16 protein-coding genes are annotated in these 21,429 nt (G+C 66.8%); 4 read left to right on the forward strand and 12 right to left on the reverse strand.

Translation table 11 applies throughout. From position 1 onward, the window contains the following. Window positions 1–7: 7 nt before the first annotated feature. On the reverse strand, window positions 8–1,696 hold the full coding sequence (locus tag BHS09_RS25735; protein WP_140799389.1) for an FG-GAP-like repeat-containing protein: 1,689 nt from the start codon (window positions 1,694–1,696) through the stop codon (window positions 8–10). Window positions 1,697–1,806: 110 nt separating this feature from the next. Continuing rightward, a complete protein-coding gene (locus BHS09_RS25740; RefSeq protein WP_237079823.1) occupies window positions 1,807–3,168 on the reverse strand; it encodes a trypsin-like serine peptidase in 1,362 nt (453 codons plus the stop codon). A gap of 532 nt (window positions 3,169–3,700) precedes the next feature. Here BHS09_RS25740 and BHS09_RS25745 point away from each other — a divergent pair. Next, a complete protein-coding gene (locus BHS09_RS25745; RefSeq protein ID WP_237079824.1) occupies window positions 3,701–5,971 on the forward strand; it encodes a pyridoxal phosphate-dependent decarboxylase family protein in 2,271 nt (756 codons plus the stop codon). 160 nt (window positions 5,972–6,131) lie between these two features. Here the strand turns inward: BHS09_RS25745 and BHS09_RS39520 are convergent, their stop codons facing one another. From BHS09_RS39520 to fni, 8 genes are all read right to left on the reverse strand, one after another. Beyond that, entirely contained in the window at window positions 6,132–6,731 is a 600-nt protein-coding gene (locus BHS09_RS39520) for a hypothetical protein (protein WP_237079825.1), read from the reverse strand. 96 nt (window positions 6,732–6,827) lie between these two features. After that, a complete protein-coding gene (locus BHS09_RS39525; protein ID WP_237079826.1) occupies window positions 6,828–7,082 on the reverse strand; it encodes a hypothetical protein in 255 nt (84 codons plus the stop codon). Window positions 7,083–7,638: 556 nt separating this feature from the next. Next, window positions 7,639–8,028, reverse strand: a complete 390-nt coding sequence (locus tag BHS09_RS25755; RefSeq protein ID WP_140794127.1) for a hypothetical protein — start codon at window positions 8,026–8,028, stop codon at window positions 7,639–7,641. 355 nt (window positions 8,029–8,383) lie between these two features. Continuing rightward, complete coding sequence (locus BHS09_RS25760; protein ID WP_140799391.1) at window positions 8,384–9,463, reverse strand: mevalonate kinase family protein; 1,080 nt, start codon at window positions 9,461–9,463, stop codon at window positions 8,384–8,386. Continuing rightward, window positions 9,463–10,449: a diphosphomevalonate decarboxylase gene (mvaD, locus tag BHS09_RS25765; RefSeq protein WP_140794131.1), complete on the reverse strand. Its 987-nt coding sequence runs from the start codon at window positions 10,447–10,449 to the stop codon at window positions 9,463–9,465. The genes BHS09_RS25760 and mvaD overlap by 1 nt, the downstream gene beginning before the upstream one ends. An 8-nt stretch (window positions 10,450–10,457) precedes the next feature. After that, window positions 10,458–11,390, reverse strand: a complete 933-nt coding sequence (mvk, locus tag BHS09_RS25770) for a mevalonate kinase (protein WP_140799392.1) — start codon at window positions 11,388–11,390, stop codon at window positions 10,458–10,460. A 4-nt stretch (window positions 11,391–11,394) separates the two neighbouring features. Beyond that, on the reverse strand, window positions 11,395–12,723 hold the full coding sequence (locus BHS09_RS25775; protein WP_140799393.1) for a hydroxymethylglutaryl-CoA reductase, degradative: 1,329 nt from the start codon (window positions 12,721–12,723) through the stop codon (window positions 11,395–11,397). Between the two features lie 33 nt (window positions 12,724–12,756). Continuing rightward, the gene (gene fni / locus BHS09_RS25780) at window positions 12,757–13,815 is read right to left on the reverse strand and encodes a type 2 isopentenyl-diphosphate Delta-isomerase (RefSeq protein ID WP_140799394.1); all 1,059 of its coding nucleotides are present in this window, start codon (window positions 13,813–13,815) and stop codon (window positions 12,757–12,759) included. Between the two features lie 182 nt (window positions 13,816–13,997). On the opposite strand from fni, the gene BHS09_RS25785 reads away from it, so the two are divergent. Beyond that, window positions 13,998–14,384, forward strand: a complete 387-nt coding sequence (locus BHS09_RS25785; RefSeq protein WP_011554998.1) for a hypothetical protein — start codon at window positions 13,998–14,000, stop codon at window positions 14,382–14,384. A 33-nt stretch (window positions 14,385–14,417) separates the two neighbouring features. Here the strand turns inward: BHS09_RS25785 and BHS09_RS25790 are convergent, their stop codons facing one another. Beyond that, the gene (locus tag BHS09_RS25790) at window positions 14,418–16,820 is read right to left on the reverse strand and encodes a TonB-dependent receptor domain-containing protein (RefSeq protein ID WP_174260590.1); all 2,403 of its coding nucleotides are present in this window, start codon (window positions 16,818–16,820) and stop codon (window positions 14,418–14,420) included. A 125-nt stretch (window positions 16,821–16,945) separates the two neighbouring features. Then, complete coding sequence (locus BHS09_RS25795) at window positions 16,946–18,424, reverse strand: NHL repeat-containing protein (RefSeq protein WP_140799395.1); 1,479 nt, start codon at window positions 18,422–18,424, stop codon at window positions 16,946–16,948. A gap of 188 nt (window positions 18,425–18,612) precedes the next feature. On the opposite strand from BHS09_RS25795, the gene BHS09_RS25800 reads away from it, so the two are divergent. After that, complete coding sequence (locus tag BHS09_RS25800; RefSeq protein ID WP_174260087.1) at window positions 18,613–19,851, forward strand: imelysin family protein; 1,239 nt, start codon at window positions 18,613–18,615, stop codon at window positions 19,849–19,851. Continuing rightward, a complete protein-coding gene (locus BHS09_RS25805) occupies window positions 19,844–21,298 on the forward strand; it encodes an HTTM domain-containing protein (RefSeq protein ID WP_140799396.1) in 1,455 nt (484 codons plus the stop codon). Before BHS09_RS25800 ends, BHS09_RS25805 begins: the two co-directional genes overlap by 8 nt. Window positions 21,299–21,429: the final 131 nt, after the last annotated feature.

The raw sequence follows: 21,429 nt of genomic DNA on the forward strand, positions 1-21,429 counted from the left end.
ATCTGGCTCAGCGCAGCTTCACGTACTCACCCAGGTCGCCAAAACCGATGAGGTCGGCTCGGCCATCGTTGTTGATGTCCACGGCGAAGCGAGGGTGCCTGTTCACACGCCAGTCTCCGACGCCGTAGACAAAATCCGGCGACATGAGCGTGGACGCAGAGAAGCTGGAGCCCGTCGACAGGGCGGCGCGGGTCTCACTCTCTCCAAACCCAACAATGTCGGCCCTGCCATCACCATCGACGTCCGCGACGGTGCGCACATGGCGATCCACACGCCATCCCTGGTCCCAGGTGAACTCAGAAGTCCATTGCTGGGTTGGATTGAAGCCAGTGCCCGTGTTGTTGGCCAGCGCGACGTATACGCCACTCTTGGAGAAGCCAACGATGTCCGCCCTACCATCGCCATTGACGTCCGCGACGGCGCGCACGGAATTGGGCACAAACCACTGCTGGTTTACGCCAAAATCTCCCAACCAGAGCCTGGAAGCACCGAACGAAGAGCCCGTGGAAAGAGAAACATATACACCCGCATCACCAAACCCAACGACATCTGCCTTACCATCACCATTGACGTCCGCGACGGTGCGCACATGGCTCTCCACTCGCCATTGACCGGCATTGTAGCCAAAATCCCCCACCCAGAACTGGGGCGCACCAAAGCCGAGGCCATTCGACAGCGCGACGTGTACGCCAGCGTCATGGAAGCCAATGAGATCCGCCTTGCCATCGCCATTGACGTCCGCGACGGTACGTGGGTGCCGGTCCACGCGCCAGTTCTGAGCATAGCCGAAAGCTTGAAGATGGAGCAGCGAGGGAGCGAAGTAACCGGCATCTAGAGATGGGGGCACGTACACGGTCCGGGAGACAAACACGCCCGAATAGCCGAAGCCGACGATGTCGGGGAGTCCATCACCAGTGACATCCCCCATGACACGCTCGTGGTGGCCCACCTCCCACCCTCCAGCGCTCTGGTCAGCGCCAAACTGGCGCCCCCACATCGAGTCACCGTAGAGCAGGGTGGCGCCCTTGATGTCATACTGACTCAACCGACCGCCCCGACGCCAACGACTGTCGCCACACTCATACATGACCGAATCGGAATCGACGACTTCCCCGAACACCGTGTCGGCGTCGTCAGCCCCCCTCCCCCGACAACTGGACGAACTGATTCTCGCCTCCTCATTGGCGAAGCCGAGCGCATGACCGAATTCGTGGACCGCCATGGCACGGATGCAGCGCTCCCGCGTGTCCTGACAGTCCTGCATCCAATGCTGGAAAGAGAGGTTGAGCACCATGGCGCCATAGAGCGCCTCATTGAGCCACCCCAAGCCATACGTAAAGGAGCCATCGGAGGTATCTTCGATGAGGATGCGGATGCTCCCCGGATTCCCGAGACACGCCCCCCAGCCAGTGAAGTCGAGCGGCGTGACCAGGCCCCAGGTGCCCTCGACCGCGCTCCGCACCCATTCTCGTTCGACATCGCCAGCGGCCGATGGGTTCTCCCAGCAGACGGAGATGGTTCGAGAATCCCAAATGTATGTCGAGGCAGCGTAAAGCCCTGCCGAGTCAGCATCGACGGTCGCCTCCTGATCGAACGATGTCAGCGCATCGTCGGATCCACCACAACCCGTGACGAGGAGGCCTCCCACGAACGTCAGGATGAGAGGTAGAGCATGGAAGGTCAGGGTTCGCCGCACGAGGCTCTCACTTGTCTGGACGGGAACCGTCCGGCTCCGGAATGGGGGTATCAACGGCGGAAACAATGCATTGAAGCGCGAAGGATGGACACACACCTGCTGCTCAACCCCTAACGGATGAAATACGACACCCTGCCAGCACAGGCGCTGTCCCGAGCACAGCCAACGCGAATCCGGTACGTACCCGCGACCTTCGCCGTGTACCGGATGTGGGAGAGGCTGTCATAGGCATCGTCGTTGCTCGCGACCCCGGTATACGTATTGGTGCTGGTCTCGTATCGATCCAGGTGCAAGTACGTGTCCCCCCTGGCGGTGGCGTACATCACCATGGCGGTCCCCACATAGAGGGTCTCTCCCGCCGACAACGAGACGTTCTGGGCGACAGTGTTACGCGTCGCATTGTTGGTGCCGCTGGTCGCGAAATCAAACGTCACCGGTGTCGCTGGCCCTTGAGCAGGACACAGCCGCGTGTTGGTCGCCACAGCGCAATACGCATCGATGGCGGGCCGCACGTAGTTGATGGATTCAGCGTTGCAATTGGCATCCGTGCAACTACCAATGGACGTGACGACATTGACGGCATAGCATTCGCCCGCCGGTCCGACGCGCTTGACGTAGTCCTTGTTGCCACGCACGAGGATACCAGCCAGCAAATAGCTGCCGTCGATTTTCGCATAGACGCCCGACCCTGAGTTGCCTCCGAAGGTATCCGTGTCGCCGAAGAAAAAGTCCAACGTGGAAGCACGCGAGGCAAGCACCTTGCCCCCCGAATCAATCTTGAAGGGGATGCCGCTACCCGAGCCGATCACAGCCAACTGGGTCGTCGTCGACAGCGCCACGCTGTCCATGCGAACAGGTGCTGGAACAGCACGCAATGCACTGACAGGGCGGTCCAACTGGACGATGGCATAGTCCAACTGACGGCCACCCACCGTGGATGCGTTGCGCACGACGACGCGACTGCACCTGAAGACGTCTTCCGACGTCACCGGCTCCAGGGTGGTCGCTCCCGTTCGGTAATATTTGAAGACGAAGCGCGTGGATGCACACGACAGCGGCCCCTTCACACAGTGGCCCGCCGTGAGCACCAGGTCGTTATCAATGAGCGTGCCTGAACAAAAAGCAGCCGTCGGGTCATTCAAGAACCTCTGGTCGGAACAAAGGCCCTGGGCTTCCTGTAGCGTCTGCGAGAAGAAGCCGATGCTCGAGGGGTTGCTCGTGTCGAGGTCCGCGACGTCCACCAACGCCACGGTCGATTCCCGGGTGAACTTCTTCAGAGTCGCATCGGAGTGCGCGTAATAGTCCTTGCGGTCATCAACGCCGTAAACCACGCGCTGCCGCAGCGCGTCCGTGGGGGCGGACGTGTCGCCTCCCTTTGTCATGGGGCCAGAGTCCTGCACGCACGCCACTGAAAGGGAACAGAGCAGCACGCCGAAGAGCTTCCGTCGCACGTGAGTGAGAATGACCTGCATGGAGGGAGGCCCCTGCTGGAGTTGAGAACCTGGAATGTCGAGCAGCAAACATTCCAGGAACTACCAGTATTTATCGAAAGTCCGCAAGCATCTTTGAACGAATTTCAGCATGAACCTGGACCTAATTCGAGCTGCGGCACGCGGGCATCCATGATTCGAAAAGAAGACAACTTGACACACGGAGCCCCCATGCCCCGTACGCCATCAGCGTCCGTTCGACGAAATGTGCGCTGCGCCAGAAGTCGGCGCACGGAAAGATGCACGTAGAGTCATTGCATCTGGCTAGCAGCCGTTCCAGCAATGACGGTTGGCAGTCATCGAAGCGCGCGGATTTCTGGCCATGACCGGCCAGACGTTCCCAATGAGCGCAATTGCGGCCTGGCGACCCTGAAGGGCAGGAAACTGTCATCTACAGACACCATCGCAACACATCAAGAGGGATTGAGAACGCATCATGTATATCTGGGCGCCCCGTGGCTGGGTACGTTCCCCGCGTCCGGCCATGGTCCGTCCCCGCCGCAAGGAGCCCCACATGGCCCACAAGTCCCAGCCGGACTACTCCAGTCATGCCCTTGATGGATTGAAGCAAGCTTTGCGCGAGCGCCTGAAGACCAACCAACTCGCGCACAGAGAGCTGCTGTGGGAATCAACCCGCAGCAGGGAGGCCCCGCTCGAGAACGAGCGGGACGTCGAGGCCTGGTTCCTGGGCTCCCGCGCGGAGAACGCGGACATCTTCGAGCAACTGGTGCTGGAGGCCCTGAGAGACCACTCCTTCTGGCGCCGGAACTTCCACCCGATGGACCCACCGGCCATCACCCAGAGCATCAAGAGAGACCCGGGCTACCTCCGGGCGCTCGACACACTGCACACCGAGTTCGACAACCTCCTGGCCGAGTTGAAGAAGTCCGCGCCGTTCTTCAGCATGCGCTACCAGGGCCACATGACGTGGGAGCAGACGCTCCCGGGCATGGCCGGCTACTTCGCGGCCATGCTCTACAATCAGAACAACGTCGCGCTGGAGGCCTCACCGCTGACGACGGTGCTGGAGGTCCGGGCTGGCGAGGACCTGTGCCGGATGGTGGGCTATACCCAGCAGAACGGCATCCGGCCCTGGAGCCATCTGACCAGCGGTGGCACCACCGCCAACATCGAGGCGATGTGGGCCGCGCGAAACTTGAAGTTCTATCCCCTGTCCCTGCGCGAGGCCCTTCAGCGGGAGTCCACGCTTTCCGCCGCGAAGGCCCTCAAGGTAACGCTGCCCTCGGGAACCCAGGCACGTCTGGTTGACCTGGATGTGTGGCAAGCGTTGAACCTGGATGTGGACGAGGTGCTGGGCCTCCCCACCCGCATCCATGAGGAGTTCAAAATCCCGCCGGAGACCCTGACGGCGAACGTGAGCAACTACATGCTCCAGGATTTAGGGCTCGTGGAGTTCACCCGCCGCTACCTGGGAGACCTCCCGGCGCCCGTGTTCATGGTCCCCGGCTCGAAGCACTACTCGCTGCCCAAGGCGGCGGCGATTCTGGGCATCGGCGCGGACCACATGTTCAGCATTCCTCTGGATGAAGAGGGGCGCATGGACATGTCGGCCCTGGAGGCGCGGCTGGACCAATGCTTGAAGGACAAGCAGCCCGTCATCGCGGTGACGGCGGTGATGGGGACGACGGAGGAAGGGCTGGTGGACCCGCTCGCGTCCGTGCTGGCGCTTCGCCGGCAGAAGTACCATCCGCAGGGGATGTCGTTCTGCGTGCACGCCGACGCGGCCTGGGGCGGGTACTTCGCCTCACTCCTCCGCGCGCCGCCGAGTCCAAACAAGCGCCTCGCGGGGCCGCCCGCCCCCGTGCTGCCACTGAGCCGCTATGTCACGGAGCAGTTCGAGTCCCTCCCGGAGGCGGACACCATCACCGTGGACCCACACAAGACGGGCTACCTGCCCTACCCCGCCGGGGCGCTGTGCTACCGCAATCAGTCCATGCGCAGCCTGGTGGCCTTCGAGGCGCCCTACATCAACACAGCGGGGAGCCAGGAGGACCTCACCGTGGGCAAGTACGGCATCGAGGGCTCCAAGCCCGGTGCCGCGGCGGCAGGCGTGTACCTCAGTCATGCCGTCGTGCCACCCGACCAGCGTGGCTATGGGAAAATCCTCGGAAGGGCGCTCTACAACTGCAAGCTCTTCCATGCCCGGCTACTGACGATGAACACCGTGGCGAGCGACTTCGTCGTGGTACCGGGACCGCGCTTCAAGCTCTCCGATTCCCTCAAGCGCAAGTACGGCGGAGAGAAGCAGGCGCTGGAGTTCCTGCGTCAGCAAATCCAGGGCATGCGTCAGGAGCAGCTCCTTAGCGCCTCGGGTGAGGAGGAACTGGAGCTGCTGCGCGAAACGGGCGCGGACCTCAACATCCTCACCTACGCCTTCAACTTCAAGACCGAGCAGGGACTCAACACGAGCCTGGAGGAGGCAAACACCTTCAACCGCATGATCTACGAGCGCCTGGGTGTCAAAGCCGATGGCCGTGACATCTACGGCTACCGGCTGCTGGTGAGCACCACGGACTTCATCGAGGAGGACTACGGCAAGAAGTTCTTCGACGACTACAAGACGCGCTTGTTGGGGAGTGGTGCGGCCTCGGGACGTGGCGAGGAGGGCCGCATCACCGTGCTGCGCTCCGTCATCATGGACCCCTGGATTACCGAAGACCTCCAGGGGCGGCCGTTCCTCGACACCATCATCGAGGAGCTGCGAGCGGCCGTGATGGACGCGCTCAACGAGATGTGCGGCACCTCATCGAAGCGCTCGCGCTGACGCGCTTCAGGGAGCTCCGTCAGCGGCGAGGTTGTTGAGCCCGTGAGGCATTGGATTTCTCAAGGCCCGGCAGCCTCGTCGTCTTCGGAAAACCTCGTCTGCATCCGCGAGAGCGGGGCGCTGGTGCTCAGCACGCACCGGCTTCAGTCACGGACTTCCCCTACCGCCTGATGCGCAGCGTGACGGAGGTGAACACCTCGATGCGCTGTCCGCCTTCCTGGATGAAGCGGCTGGTGTAGCTCACCGGCTTGATGAAGATTCCGAACGCATCATGCTCGGTGTTGGATTTGACGCTGAACCACGCCATCTGAAGCGCCCCCATGCATGCGCCCGTGCAGCCCACGCCCTTGGCGCTGCGGTGCACGAACACCGTGCCTCCCTCAATCTGGTTCGAGTTGTTGGTGCGCGGCTTCGGCACGGAGATGAACAGTCGCCGCCCGGTGCTGGGATCTTCCCAGACGGCGCCCAGCAGGAGACCGCCGGTGCTGTCGGCGTTGGTGCCCATGGGGCGGAGCGTGACGTCAATGGAGCCACCGTTGTCGATGGCCGAGTTGACCTGGACGAGTTCCTCCTTCGTGGTCCACCCCAACCAGTGGAGTTGCGGGAGGCTGTAGTTGCCTGACGGACTGATGCCCATGTACGGGCTCGTGTCGCCAGAGGTGTCTTGCTTGCCGGTTACAGGGGCTCGCCGGTCGCCATGCGCGAGACCGAGAACGTGCCCCGCCTCGTGGGCGTAGTCCCGGAACAGATTTCCTTTCATGTAGATGCGCCGCCCCGCGAAATGCGGGGATCTGCACATCCCGCTGGGCAGCACATACACGGTCATGAACGCGTTCGAATTGGACTTCTGGATGGCCTACCGTTTGGCCTTTCCGCAATCGGCGGTCGTCACATGCACCGCCTGCGAACCGATGAGCTCCAGGTCCACCTGGTTCCGAGACGCGATTGAGTAGAAGTCGCGCAGATTTCGGATGTCGTTTTGGATGGCCGCCATCGGCTGTGCGCGCAGCGTGGACCAATTGGCCGCCATGCAGCCATCAGACTGCACCGCGTCAAGGAAGACACCATCCTCGAGCTCCGGGTGCTCGAAGGTCTCGCACGTCGCCCACATCTCACTCCAGTGCGCCCAATCGCAGTGACGTACGTCTCGACACAGGAGAGCGCCACATCGAGGGCCGGAGAGACGACCGCTTGGCCCGAGGACTCGACGGACGCCGCGATATCGGGGCCGCCCGACTGCTCGGAGGTGGGCGGCTCCTCTTCTCCTCCATTGCATCCTGACACGAGTGCTCCGCACAGCATCACGAGAGCAATTGACAGCTTTGGCATACGCCCCCACCGCGCAGCCCTTGGCTGCGTACCACTGCACAGCATGTGCAATGGAAGGACTGTCGTAACTCAATCAATGGACCAATCCATGGGTGTGCCATCGGGACTGGATTGTTAGTGGGTTACGTGGCTGGCGCTCTCCTGGTGCGAATGGCTTTACGCGTTTGCCCGCGAATTACGACTCACAATGCGAAGAGCTTTACACGCCGAGCACCACAACCATCAGGTGCTGAGAATATGATTCTCCCTGGGGCGTCGACCCAGCCCTGCCATGTCCGGCAGAAAGAGCAAGGCATTTGCTGAAGCACTGCAAATCATTGCCAATCATCCCACGTCTCTCACCCGGGCCAAGAAGCCTTCATCACGAACTCAGCGAGGATCTCGCGCGCCTCGATGACGCTGGTATCCCTCGGATCGATCGCCGCGACTGTATCGTTGTATGGGTCGAGGGAGAGATAGACCATGCCCGACGGCTGAACGAGCGCCTTGTACCCAGAAACGAAATAGAACTCCTGTTCCTCAGACCATCGGAAGTCGATCCGAGTCGCACCCGTAAAGCGGATGCGCAACTCTGACACGGGGCTGTCCGGCCGTGGGGAGCACACGAGTTCCAGTAGCACACCGCCGCGCTCTGCGACACGCGCCGCTATCGATAGAATCCTCCCGTCGTGCAGCGCCCACCGTCTTGCAATCTCATCAAGCGCTCGCGCACCCTCGAAAGTACTCATTCACTCCCCGTGAGTCACCCAAGTCCGGCCAACTCCTGCATCCTCACAGAGGATTTGCCCGCTCAGGCGTCCGGAGGCGCCAAAGGCGGCTCAGTAGGGGAGGATTTTTCACCAGCCGCGGGCGCGTCCACCGCATATCGGCCGGCTCCCGGGTGGAGTAGGCCTCCTTCAAGGCAACTCGTCCAGGCATCCTATTCCTGGGGGTCTCCATTTCACGACAACAAGACCCTTGCCAGCTCAGCCCCCAATAACAAAGTGGTCGTCCGCGCCGAGCATCTTCACCGCCAAGTCAACTGTTCCCACCTTGGGCTGCAAGGCAGATGGCCAGAGCCGGCGGGTCACTGAAGAGGCGCGCTCAGGTTAGAGCGTCGACCCAGGTCCGCAGCCGGGGAGCCACCTGAGCCTCGCCACGCACGCCGGGTTCGGCATCCAGGAGGAGCGTGTGGAAGCCTCGGGCTTCCAATCCCTTGCACATCTCCGCCCGAACCTGGGCATCCGGCGCGAACAGGATGCAGCCGTCGCCACCGCCCGCCCCGGACAGCTTGCCCGCCGCACCGTAGGTCGCGGCCAGTGCCAGCACCCGGCGCATGCCTTCCGTCTCAAGCGGCCCCAGCTCCAACAGCAGCGCGTGCTGCGCCTTCACGGCCTCCGCGAAGGCCCGGAAGTCTCCGCCGCTCAGCCCATCCTCAATCGCATGGCCCAGTGTGTCCGAGCGCGCCACGAAGCTCCGGCGGCCTGACTCCTCCAGACGCGCTTCCACCTGGCCAATCAACACCCGCGTCGAGGCGCTCTCGCCGGTGAAGGCATACGCCATGGACACCCGAGGCGAAGGCAGCCGCCACACGTCCACCGACGGCGACTCTGCCAGCGCCGCGCGCAGTCGCCCGGCGTTGCTCGCCTCAATCAGCGGCGCCACGTCGTAGCGCCGGTAGCGCAGCACGCCTCCGGCGAAGCTCGTCGCCACGTCCCCGCCACTGCCCTTGCCGCCCTGCCCCAGCGTGTGCGCCAGCAGCGCCAGCTTCAGCGCGTCGTAACGCTCCTCCAGCACATAGCGCGCGCCTTCCGCCGCCAGCACCGTCGCGCACGCACTGCCGCCCATGCCCAGCTTCTGCCCGTTCGGGCCCACCGCGGACGGCGCCACCGCCAGGTCGAAACCCTGACTCGCGCGGCCATGTGCCCGCAGCGCCTCGTCCAGCGCCCGCGCAACGAAGGCGAACCCCGCCGGGACTTCACGCTCCCAGCGCACCCCCAGCGGCGTGGTGCTCCCCGCCAGCGTCCCCTCTTCCAGGCACACGTGCACGCGGGCATCCGCGCGGCGGCGGACATACGCGGCGGTGCGTGGCGCCACCGCGGCCAGGCGCGCCACGCCGCCCCACAGCACGGCGTACTCCCCGGAGAGGAACAGCTTGCCCGGCGCGGAGAGGGCGCGCTCCATCAGAAGAGGTGCTCCGCCTTCAGCTCCGCGTCACCACCGGGCACGCAGCGAATCACATCCACCGCGCCGCACGCGCGGGCCAACGCCTCCGCGGCCACCTCGTGCGCGGCGTCCGTCAGCAGCACCGGGTTCGGCCCCGCGTCCAGCGTGAACCACACCGGGATGCCCTTCTTGCGCTGCTCCTTCAGGTGCTGGATGAGCGCCAGCGTGCCAGGGCTCATGTAGCTCAGCGGCGGATTCGCGGCGAAGGACGTCGCGTGCATCCGCCACGCGTTCCGCTCACACAGCTCACCCAGGGCCTGCAGGTCACGCCGGGCGATGTGCTCGCGCACCTGGACCACCTCCGCCTCCGCGTCCTTCACCCACGCCGGGTAGTACGGGCTGGTGTCCACCGTGTGCTTCATCCCGTCCCGCGACTTCACCTCTTTCTCGCCGCGGTCGAGAATCGCCACCACCATGCGAACGTCCGGCCAGTGGGCCGCGTCGAAGCGCTGCACCGCGAAGCTGTCCTCACCATCCGGACGCTCGCCGCGCTGCCACTCGCAGAACCCACCCTGCACGCTCCGACACGCCGAGCCGCTGCCCATGCGCGCCAGGATGCTCGCCGCGCGTGGCTCCGCGGGCAGACCCGCCGCAGCGCGCCCCGCCACCGCCAACGCCGCGAAGCCCGCCGCGCTGCTGGCCAACCCGGCCGCCATGGGGAAGTCCCCGCGCGACACCACCTTCGCGGGGCCCAGGTCGGCCTTCGCCTGGGCACGCACCAACTCCAGCAGCCGCAACACGCGGTCGCGCTCGCTGCCCTTCGCGGTGTGCCCGTTGAGCTCCACCTGGTCGCTCGCGGCGCCGAACTCCACCGTGGTCGTCACCGACAACGGCGACAGCGTGAGGGACAGGCTGGACTGGTGCGGAAGAATCAGCGCGTCGTCCCGCTTCCCCCAGTACTTCACCAGGGCGATGTTGGGATGCGCCAGAGCTGTGGCTTTCATGGGAAGACTCACGACGCCCGCGGACCCGCGAGCTGGCTGCTGAAGCAGCGCACGCCCATCCGGGTGAGCTTCGTCACCACGGGCTTGGGCTCCAGGAACAGGCCAATGACGGCCCCACCATCTCCACCGGCCCCGGTCAGCTTGGCACCCAGCGCCCCCAGCTCCCGCAACCGGTAGATCATCTCTTCCAACTGCGGCGACGACAGGCCTAGCGCAGCGAGCAGGCCCTGGTTGACGTTCATCGCGTCGCCCAGTGCCTCCAAATCTCCCGCCGCCACCGCCTTCGCGCCCTCCGAGGACACCCGTCCAATCTCCGTGAACAGGCGCTCGTAGCGCGACGGCCAGCGAGCCTGCCGCTCCCGCAGCGCGCCCACCGTCTTCTTCGTGGGGCTGCGCTCACCCGCGAGCGTCACCACCACGTGCAAGGGCTTGGGGCACTCCACCACCTGCCCCGTCCCCTTGGCGGCCCCCGGCTTGCGCCGATAGAGGACCAGCTGCTCCGCCGCGCTCGTGGTGTGGTCCACCCCGGACGGCGTGCCGTGGAACTCCTGCTCCATCGCCCACGCCACGCGCGCCGCGTCCTTCGGCGTGGCCACCTTCCCCGCCGCCTGGAGAAGCAACCGCGCGCACGCCACCGACAGCGCCGCCGAGCTTCCCAAGCCCACCGCCAGCGGCAGGTCCGCCTCCAGCGACACCTTCACCGGCGGCGCGCCCGTCACCGCCGCTGCACGGGCGAACGCCGCCGTGAGCTGCGCCCGCTGCGGGCGGCTGAGCGTGGAGGGCAACGCGAGTTGACACGCCTTCGCGGGCACGGCGCGCGCCGTCACGCCCTGCGACAACGGACCGGCCAGGGCCGGGTGCCCATACACGACGCTGTGCTCACCCAACAGGATGACCTTGCCGGCGCCAAAGGCCGACCAGGATTCAGGACGAGGAGCCACGGCGTCAGACCGTGGTGCCGGTCGCGGCCGCGGCATCCTCGGCGGGGAGGCTGGCCAGGAGCTCGCGGGCCTTCTCCACCTTCACGTGGCCCGCCTTCACCAGCAGGTTGGCGATCTTCTCCACCCAGTCGCCCCGCGCGCCCGCCGTCACCGCCACGCAGCGCGCGTGCATCGCCATGTGGCCCTTCTGGATGCCCACGCTGCCCAGCGCCCGGAGCGCCGCGAAGTTCTGCGCCAGGCCCACCGCCGCGAACACCATGGCGAGCTCTCGCACCGACGTGGTCTGCATCAGCTTGAGCGCCATCTGCACGCCCGGGTGGATCTTGATGGGCCCGCCCACCGTCCCCAGCGCCATGGGCAGCTCGATGCGGCCCACCAGGTGGCCCTCTTCCAGGTACCAGGTGGACAGCGGCCGGTACTGCCCATTGCGGCAGGCGAACGCGTGCGCGCCCGCTTCAATGGCGCGCCAGTCCTGCCCCGTGGCGATGGCCACCGCGTCAATGCCGTTCATCACACCCTTGTTGTGCGTGGCCGCGCGGTACGGGTCCGCCTCCGCGAAGCGGCTTGCCTGGGCGATGCCCTCGGCGATCTCCTCGGCCGGCATCTCAAAGTCCGCCAGCAGCGGGATGGGGATACGGCACATGGCGCGCGCCAGACGGCGGTCCGCCAGGTTGGAGAGGATGCGTAGGTACACCTTGCCGTCGGTGATCTGCTCGATGAGCGGCGCCACGCCCTCCGCCATGGTGTTGATGAGGTTGGCCCCCATCGCCTCCTGGGCGTCGATGATGAGGTGGACGATGAGCAACGGCTCGCCGCGCGGTCCCTCGGGGGCCGGCAGCACGCGAACCTCGACGTCCTTCGCCCCGCCGCCACGCGCCACCATGGCCGGGTGGAAGCTGTTGGCCAGCGCGAGAATCTGCTCCTTGTGCTCCAGGATGCGCTCGGTGGCCACCGTCGGGTCGCCGTAGCGCGACACCTGCACCTGGCCAATCATCAGCGACGGGTCGGCCTCGCCGATGAACCCGCCCGACTCCCGGACGATCTTCGCCGCGAAGGACACCGCCGCCACGACGGACGGCTCCTCCACCGCCATGGGCACCAGGTAGTCCCGCCCGTTGACCTGGAGGTTGAGGCCCAGGCCCAGCGGCAGGGAGAACGTCCCCACCGCGTTCTCAATCATCTGGTTCGCCAGGACAGGCTGGAGCGCCTCCGAGCCCAGCAGCTGCTGCAGGTCCTCGGGCGTGAGCCGGAACATGCGGGAGAGGTGCGCGTGGCGCTCCTCCATCGGCAGCTTGTGGAACCCGGGAAGCCGGGACGTCACGGTGTCAGACATGTTCTTCCTTCCAGACTTCGGCGCGGCCACCCTCTACAGCGCCGCCAACCAATCCTTCAACTCTCCGGTGACCACTCGGGGCCGCTGTCTCAGTTCAGCGCAGCTTCTGCTACCCGTCAGGACGAGCGCCTGCCGCAGGCTGGCCAGGATGACCTCCAGCGCCGCCTCCGCCGCCTCGAGGCCGCCCGCCTGCTGCGCGCGGAACAACGGCAGCGCCATGCCTGCCAGGTTCGCGCCCAGCGCCAGCACCTTGGCGGCATCCAGTCCCGTGCGGAGGCCGCCGCTCGCCACCAGGTGGACGTCCGGGCCCACGGCACGGCGCACGGTGGCCAACGCGGCCGCCGTGGGAATGCCCCACGCGCTGAATTCCGCTCCCAGCTGTGCCTGTACGCCCGACGCGCGAAGTTGTTCCACGCGCACCCAGGACGTCCCGCCAAGGCCGGACACGTCGATGTTCCGCACGCCCAGGTCCACCAGCCGCCGCGCGACGTCCGGGCCGATGCCGCAGCCCGTCTCCTTCACCAGCAGCCGGTCGCCAAAGGCCCTCACCAGCAGCTCCACCACGCGGTAGCCGCCCTGGAAGTCCCGGTCGCCTTCCGGCTGCGTCAGCTCCTGGCCCGCGTTGAGGTGCAGCGCCAGCCCGTCCGCGCCAATGCCGTCCACCAGCCGGCGCGTTCCATCCACGCCCAGCCGGATGGCCTGGAACATGCCGATGTTGCCCAGCAGCGCCACCGTGGGCGCCACCTGCCGCACCTGGAAGGACGCGGCCCGCGAGGCGTCCTCCGACATGGCGCGCTGGCTGCCCACACCGAAGGCCAGGCCGTGGCGCTCGGCGAGCAGCGCCAGGTCGCGATTCACCGCGCCCGCACGCTCCGTCCCACCCGTCATGCCGGTGACGAGCAGCGGGTAGCGCAGCCGCTTGCCCAGGAACGCCGTGGACAGGTCCACGTCCTCCACGGACATCTCCGGCATCGCGCAGTGGACCAGCTTGACGCACTCCAGCAGGGTGCTGTTTCCGCTGGGTTCGACGTCGCCCGTCGCGCAAAGGTCGAGATGCGCGTCCTTGCGTCTGGCTGTGATGTCGTCGCCCATCTCGATGAAGTCCGGTCCGCCCAGGTGCCACGGCGCGTAAGTGCCCGAATGACCGGGGTTTCCTAGCAAGCACGGCGGCCAAGGCGCAAGCCAAAGGGCCCGGGCGGTCAGTCTCGGCGTGTGGGTGGACGCTGGCGCCTTGTGGGCGGTATGAGCGCCGCGTGAGCGCCACCCCGACCCACGTGGTTGTCTTCCTGCACAGCGGCGACTACGACCGCGTGCATCAAGGCCTGTCCATCGCCGCCGCTGCCGTGGCGTCTGGCCGCAAGGCGGAGGTTTACCTTTTCTGGTGGGCCCTGGAGCGCTTCCTCGATGGGGCGCTCGACGACCCAGACTTCATGGGTCGCGATGACGTCACCAACCGCTTCGAGTCGCGTGGGATGCCCACGTTGCGCGCCCTCCTCACACACCTGACCGATTCAGGACGCTTCACGCTGGCCGGGTGCACGGGCTCGCTGGGAGCCCTGGGGGCGGAGGCGCGGGCGGATGCCAGTGGCATCGCCCTGTGGCTGGGCTGGAGCGCCATCCTGCAGCGCACCGCGGGCGTGACGGACCGCTTCTACCTCTAGAAGCGAGACGCCGCCCGCGGTGGGGGCCGGGCTTCAGATGGACAGCTTGGCGCCCAGGATGATGGTCCGGGGCGCGTTGGGCCGGGCTCCGTAGGGGCGGCGCGACACGATGACCTGCTCGTCCAGGATGTTGCGCGCGCTCAGGTACAACTGCCCCCAGCGAGAGAAGTTCCAGTTCGCGTTGACGTCGAACGTCAGCAGCGCGCCCGTCAGCTCGCCTGGAGGTGCCTCGCCCTGCCCCGCCCGCTCGCGCATGGCATCCACGTAGAAAGCGCTCAGTGCCAGGCCGCCCCAGGACGACTCCACGCCCGCGGTGGCGTAGATCTGGTGCCGCGGAACGTAGGGCAGTTCGTCTCCCGCTCGCACGTTGCCGAACTGCGGGTCCGCGGACTGGAAGTCCTCGCGCAGCCGCGTGCGGGTGAAGGTGTACGCCAGCGAGACGGGGAACGTCAGGCCGCCACCCGGACGGAAGGTCTTCTCGCCGAAGATCTCCAGGCCATAGATGAACGCCTTGCCCGCATCCGTCTGCCGGTCGAGGTCGTCATTGAGGCATCCGCTGGAGAACGTGCAGATGTCGGTGAGGTTCGAGTAGTCGTTGAAGAAGCCCAAGGCCTCGAAACGCTCTCCGCGGCGTGTCCACCGCGCGCCGCCCTCGTAGTTGATGCTCTTCTCCGGAAGCACCGCGGAGGGCTGTCCGGGCGCGGGGGGCGAGAAGCCGCGATAGGCGCCCGCGAACAGGCCCAACTCTCGCGTCAACGCACCGTAGACACCCATGCCCGGCATGAGCACTTCCAGCGCGCCGCTCGACGCTGTCCCCACCAGCCGGTTCACGGAGTTGGAACGGATGATCTCCAGGCGGACACCCGGCGTCAGCACCAGGGGCCCCCACGCAATGGCGTCCGTCGCGTGCAGGGCAACGGCGTGCGTGGAGTCCCTGTTGTTGGCCGTCGTGTACGTGGGCTCGTTGGTACGCACGAGCTGGCCGCCCTGCATGAGGTAGGCATCCTCGGTGTGAAGGCGGTCGATGCTGTCGTAGTGGAAGCGGGCGCCGAGCTCGACGTTGTGACTCAGCGGCCCCGTGACGGCGGACCACCGGGCAATGCTCTGGAGGCCCTGAGACACGAACGTCCGATCATTGGGACCGATGAGCAGCGCGTCCTGGGTCGACGACGTGTCGACCGTTCCGGTAAGCACGCCGTAGTAGATGGAGTTGCGCGCGCTCGTCGGGTCCGCGAGCACGCTGGCGATGGATGCGCCCCGAAAGCGGTTCACCTTCCTCCAGGCCCGGCTCAGGTCATGCCGGTAGACGGATGTCGTCACCGCCAGCCCGCCGGCCTCGAGTTCGTGGCTCAGAACGACCTGAGTGCGGTGCCACTTCATGTGGTCCAGGGCGCTCGCGATGTAGCGCCGCAGCGGCGCAGCGGCGAAGTCCGCGTCGCTCAAGCCCAGGTACGTCTCGTTGGCGTCCTCGTCGGAGTAGCCCAGCTTGACCTGGAGCGTCTGGCGGACGGGCCCCTCGGGAACGAGCAGGTAGCGGCCCTTGGCCATCCACTCGTTGCGGGTGAAGCCCGTGTTACCGCCCACGGTGTCCAGTTCCTTGAAGCCGTCACTGCGCAGGTGGAGACCTTCCAGCAGGAAGCCCGCACGCTCGGTGCTCGCGCCGAAGACGCCATGGACCTTGCCGTAGAGGTACCCGCCCCCCGCCACGTCCAGCCAGATGGACTCCGCCGCGGGGATGTCTCGGGTGAGGAAATCCACGGAGCCGCCCACCGTCTGCGGTCCCTGCTGGATGGCCGAAGGGCCCTTGAGTACGCGGATGCTCTGCATGCGCGTGGCCAGCGGGAAGTAATAGGCCGCCGGCGCGGAGTACGGCGCGGGGCCGAAGAGGATGCCGTCCTCGAGCAGGGTGACCTTCTTGCTGCGGTCCGGATTGACGCCGCGCAGGCCCACGTTCGGCCGCAAGCCGAAGCCGTCCTCGCCTCGTGCATACACACCGGGAACCGTCTGGAGGATGGCCGCCGGGTCATCGCGCTCGAAACGCTCGAGCTGCGCGGGCTTCAGCACGTGGATGGAGCCGCTGGTGCGCGCCTCCGACGTACCCACCACCACGCTCTCGAACTTCTTCTCGACGGCCTCGGGCGCAGGCTCCAGGACGAGCGGCTCGCTCGCGGGAACTTCGGAGGCCAGCGGCGCGTCGCCCATGAGGGACGGCTCGGGCTGTGCCAACGGCTCGGCCGGAGGCGACTCGGGAGCGGCGGCGGTGTCCGGTGCCAGGGGCGGCTCGGGTGCCACCTGCTCCCGCGACGGCTCGGGGACCACGGCGGCGGCGTCCTGGGGCGGCTCGGACTGCGCCGCGGCCGGGGAGGCCCATGCCAGCAAGAGCGCCGGAAGTGTCCAGCTCCGCGCCCACATCAGCTTCTGCTCGAACAGTGCCATCTGAAGCGTTTCGACCTTGTCTCGACCGGGATGTCCGACGACTCAAGAAGCCAGGAGCCGGGGATGGCGGCCCGCCCGCGCGCGGACCACCCTCCCCGGCTCCTGCTTCTACACTGCGCCAGCGACTACTGCTTCTCGATAGGACCGCCGATGACGATCTTTCCATCCGTCTGGATGGCGATGCCGCGAGCGGACTCCTCGGTGGCCGCGGTCGCGACGTTGATCTTCGCGATGCCGCCGGTGCCGAAGGTCGGGTCGAGGTTGCCATCGGTGGTGAATCGCGCCACCACCATCTGGTTGTCGCCACCCTCGGTCACGAAGCCCGCCGCGTAGATGCGGTTGGTCGCGTCGAAGGCAACGGACCAGAAGCGGTCGTTCTCCGTGGCGGAGATCGGCGTGGCCTTGATGATGACCTCCTCCGCCGTGCCGTTCGTCGGGATGATGGCCAGGATGCCGTCGTCGTTCCCGCTGCCGCCGGCGCGGTAACCCACCGCGGCCGCCCAGTTGCCGTCCGCCGACTTGGCCACGCCGAAGAAGGCCTGCTCCGGGCGCTCCAAGCCGTAGGTCTTGTAGCCTTCCGGCGCGAAGGTCGTGTCCGGCTGGCCGTCCGGCGTCTGCATCAGGAGGAGGGCCTGGATGTTCTGCGCGCTCGGCGTGCCGCTGCCCACGTGCAGGACGCGGTCGTCGTTCAGGACCACCAGGTTGCGGCCACGGTCATTGTCACCGGCCAGGTCCAGCACCACGGAGCCACCCGTGCCCCACGTCGGGTCGAGCGCGCCCGTGGCGGTGTAGCGGAAGGACACCAGGTCCACCGTGCCGGAGGACGCGGAGCGGCCGTAGCCGGTCGTCACGTAGCTGCCGTTGGACTGCATACCCGCGGCGTAGGCCTCGGCCATGCCCCACTCGGGGTTGGTCTCGCTCTGGGCCTGGAACGGCGCGGACGTCACGACGCCCTTCCAGCCGAAGGCATCGTCCGCCTTGCCGTTGTCGTTCAGGCGCTGCAGCACGATGCGGTTGGCCGCCTGCGCACCCACGCCCGTGGGCATGGACGTGTAGCCGGACGTCATGATCTTCCCGTCCGGCTGGATGAAGCCGTAGCGCATGCCGTCGTTCAGGTTGGACAGGTTGAGGACGCTGAACCCGTTGGGCGTCCCGGCTGAGCCGAACGTCGTGTCCAGCGCGCCCGTCGCCGTCAGGCGGGCCACCACGCGGTCGGTGTCCGCACGCGTGCCGTCCCCGCGCTTGTTGCCGAACAGCACGATGCGGTCCGTGGCGTCCACGCGCACGTCCCACAGCGAGTCACGCGTGCCGTCGCGGCCGGTGCCGAAGTCCACGTGCGTGATGCCGCCCGCACCGAACGTCGTGTCGTGCGTACCGTCCTCGTTGAAGCGGACCACCGCGATGTCGCTGTCCAGCGCGCCGGTGCCCGCGTCGGGCGTCGGGTTCGTGCCCGCGTCCGTACCAGCGTCCGTGTTGGTGCCCGCGTCAGGCGTCGGGGTCGGCGTGGGCTCGTCGTCGTCGCCACAACCCGTCATGCACGCCAGCGTGAGCGCCAGCGCGGCTCCACGCACCAGGAAGCTGCGGTGCTTCACCGTCTTCAACATGATGTCTTCCCCTCCTCGGGATTTCGTCGAACTGCAAACGATAATCGTTATCAGTTTCTTCGCGTCCGCCTCGTACTCCGGAAGACCGCGACCGGTCAACAGCCAACCTGTGGGAACCCACACGTTTCTCCGGGCAAACTTTGAAGTTGATTGTCATTAACAACATCGGCGTGTTAGCGAGCCCGGCCATGAACACCGAGTCATCGCGCCCCCTCTACGTCCTGCGTGCGCGCGCCATCGCGCTCGCGGTGCCCGCCCTCCTCTCGCTGTCCGCGTGCAAGTCGGACAAGGTGACTCCGGCGGACGCCGGCACGGACAATCCCGACAACACGGTGGCCGCGACGCGCGCCGCGCTGCTGGAGGCATCCGGAGCTTGTGTGCTGCAGACGGCACGTGAGTTCCAGACGGTGGCCACCGCGATGGAGAGCGCTGTCGCGGCCCACGCCGCCACGCCGGATGCCACCACGCGAGACGCCGCGCGCGCGGCCTACCACCAGGCCATGGACGCGTGGCAGGTGGCGGAGGTGATGCAGTTCGGTCCCGCCGCGCCCCGCAGCCTCCCGGGCGGCGCGGAGATTCGTGACAACATCTACTCGTGGCCCCTGGTCAGCCGGTGTGCCATCGAGGAGCAGATCGTCAACCGCGGCTACGAGTCGGCGAGCTTCGACAGCTCGCTGGTGAGCCGCCGCGGCCTGTACGCGCTGGAGTACCTGCTCTTCTTCGAGGGCAACGACACCGCCTGCCCCGGCACCTCCGTCATCGTGTCCCAGGGCACGTGGGCGGCGCTGTCCGCGGACGAGCGGGCCGCGCGCAAGCGGGCGTACGCCGCAGTGGTGGCCGCCGACGTCCACCGCCGCGCGGACGCGCTGGTGAACGCGTGGGCCCCGGACGGGCAGAATTTCAGCAGGACGCTGACGACGGCGGGCTCCGGCAATGCCGTGTATCCCTCCACGCAAGCTGCGCTGAACTCCGTGAGCGACGCCATCTTCTATTTCGAGCGCGAGGTGAAGGACCTCAAGGTGGCACGGCCGCTGGCGCTGCGTGACTGCTCCACGTCGACGTGCCCCGAACACCTGGAGTCACAGTTCGCCGCGCGCTCGAAGGCGAACATCCGGGCCAACCTGGTGGGCTACCGGCGCATGACGGAAGGCTGTGGCGAGAACTTCTCCGGCACGGGCTTCGACGACCTGCTCGAGGCGTCGGGCGCCGACGCGCTGGCGGCGAAGCTGCGCGAGCGCAACGCGGCGGCGGCGGCGGGCATCGACGCCGTTCCAGGTGAAGACCTGGCGGCGGTCCTAGCTCAGGACAAGGCCTCGATGCGTACAATGTACGACGCCATCAAGGGCGTGACGGACGTGCTCAAGACGGAGCTCGTCACCGTTCTGGACCTGGAGCTGCCCCAGTCCGTCGAGGGGGACAATGACTGAGGTGGCGTCCGGCAAGCGCCCCGCGTCCGGGCGCCTCTGGCAGGTGCTGCTGGCGCCGCGAGACATCGCGGCGCTGGTGGCGTTCCGCGTGGCGCTCGGACTGCTCATCTTCGTATCGGCGGTCCGGTTCCTCGCCTACGGCTGGGTGGACGTGCTGTTCACCGGCCCCCGCTTCCACTTCACCTACTGGGGCTTCGGCTGGGTGCCCGCGCTGCCGGCGCCGTGGATGCACGCCGTCTTCGGGGTGCTCGCGGTGCTCGGGCTCTGCATGGCGGTTGGCCTTTTCTACCGCGTGACGGTGGGCCTGCTGTTCGTCGCCTTCACCTACGTCCAGCTCGTGGACGTCAGCAACTACCTCAATCACTACTACCTGGTGAGCCTGCTCCTCGGGCTGATGCTCCTCGTGCCGGCGCACCGGGCCTTCTCGGTGGATGCCTGGCGCAAGCCCGCGCTGCGCAGTGACTGGCTGCCCTCGTGGTGCACGCTCCTGCTGCGATTCCAGGTGGGGGTGGTGTACGTCTTCGCGGGGCTGGCGAAGCTGACCGGTGACTGGCTGCTCCATGCCCAGCCCCTCAGCATCTGGCTGTCGGCTCGGACGAGCCTCCCTCTCGTCGGCCCCATGCTCGACGAGCCCTGGGTCGCCTACGTCGCGGCCTGGTCGGGATTCCTCTTCGACACCACCATCGTCGCCTTCCTCCTCACCCGGAAGCTGCGGCCCTTCGCCTATGTGGTGGTGCTCGGGTTCCACGCGGCCACCTCCGCGCTGTTCCCCATTGGCATGTTCCCCGTCATCATGGTCACCGGGGCCCTGGTCTTCTTCGAAGCCTCCTGGCCACGGCGGCTGTTCCGCGGACTGCGCGCCCGCCTTGCCCGGTCGTCCGTCGCGAAATCGGCCGCCCCTGCAATGCCCGCGACGCTGGCCCTGAGCGCTCCCGGCTGGATGGGACAGGTGGCGCTCGGACTGGCCCTGACCTACGCCGTCGTGCAAATCGCCGTGCCCCTCCGCACACACCTCTACGGTGGCAACGTCCTGTGGCACGAACAGGGCATGCGCTTCTCGTGGCGGGTGATGGCGCGCGAGAAGAACGGCAGCGTGACGTTCATCGTCCGCGACCCGGCGTCGGACCGGGAGTGGCACGTCGCGCCCAGCCAGTACCTCACCCGCCTCCAGGAGCGGGAGATGTCGGTGCAGCCGGACCTCATCCTCCAGTTGGCGCGGCATATCGCCCGGGACTTCGAGGCGCAGGGCAAGGGGCCGGTGCAGGTTCACGCCGAAGCGCACGTGTCCCTCAACGGGCGTCCCGCGGAGCTACTGGTGGACCCCGACGTGGACCTCGCCCGGGAGGTGGACAACCTCGCGCCCAAGCGGTGGATTCGCCCCGCCCCGGAGTCACCGCCCATCCGCTTGCGCTCTCCGCTGCGCAGCGCGACGGCCGAGCGCCCCTAGGCGCGTGCTTTTTGGGAGGGACGAGGGGCTGGGTAACGGGCTCTCCGTTGCAGTCAGGCATCCTGCCCCGCTTCCCCGGGGGGCCGGCGGTGGACGGAACGTTCGTTCCACGGCCGCCCTCTGAGGGGGAG

The organism is Myxococcus xanthus (assembly GCF_006402735.1).
GTDB classification, from domain to species: Bacteria; Myxococcota; Myxococcia; order Myxococcales; family Myxococcaceae; genus Myxococcus; species Myxococcus xanthus_A.

Bases quoted from the DNA above. Each gene is read 5' to 3' on its own strand.
- BHS09_RS25740 (WP_237079823.1), bottom strand. From the start codon at position 3,168: ATGCAGGTCATTCTCACTCACGTGCGACGGAAGCTCTTCGGCGTGCTG.
- BHS09_RS25745 (WP_237079824.1), top strand. From the start codon at position 3,701: ATGGCCCACAAGTCCCAGCCGGACTACTCCAGTCATGCCCTTGATGGA.
- BHS09_RS39520 (WP_237079825.1), bottom strand. From the start codon at position 6,731: ATGAAAGGAAATCTGTTCCGGGACTACGCCCACGAGGCGGGGCACGTT.
- BHS09_RS39525 (WP_237079826.1), bottom strand. From the start codon at position 7,082: ATGTGGGCGACGTGCGAGACCTTCGAGCACCCGGAGCTCGAGGATGGT.
- BHS09_RS25755 (WP_140794127.1), bottom strand. From the start codon at position 8,028: ATGAGTACTTTCGAGGGTGCGCGAGCGCTTGATGAGATTGCAAGACGG.
- BHS09_RS25760 (WP_140799391.1), bottom strand. From the start codon at position 9,463: ATGGAGCGCGCCCTCTCCGCGCCGGGCAAGCTGTTCCTCTCCGGGGAG.
- mvaD (WP_140794131.1), bottom strand. From the start codon at position 10,449: ATGAAAGCCACAGCTCTGGCGCATCCCAACATCGCCCTGGTGAAGTAC.
- BHS09_RS25775 (WP_140799393.1), bottom strand. From the start codon at position 12,723: ATGTCTGACACCGTGACGTCCCGGCTTCCCGGGTTCCACAAGCTGCCG.
- fni (WP_140799394.1), bottom strand. From the start codon at position 13,815: ATGGGCGACGACATCACAGCCAGACGCAAGGACGCGCATCTCGACCTT.
- BHS09_RS25790 (WP_174260590.1), bottom strand. From the start codon at position 16,820: ATGGCACTGTTCGAGCAGAAGCTGATGTGGGCGCGGAGCTGGACACTT.
- BHS09_RS25795 (WP_140799395.1), bottom strand. From the start codon at position 18,424: ATGTTGAAGACGGTGAAGCACCGCAGCTTCCTGGTGCGTGGAGCCGCG.
- BHS09_RS25800 (WP_174260087.1), top strand. From the start codon at position 18,613: ATGAACACCGAGTCATCGCGCCCCCTCTACGTCCTGCGTGCGCGCGCC.
- BHS09_RS25805 (WP_140799396.1), top strand. From the start codon at position 19,844: ATGACTGAGGTGGCGTCCGGCAAGCGCCCCGCGTCCGGGCGCCTCTGG.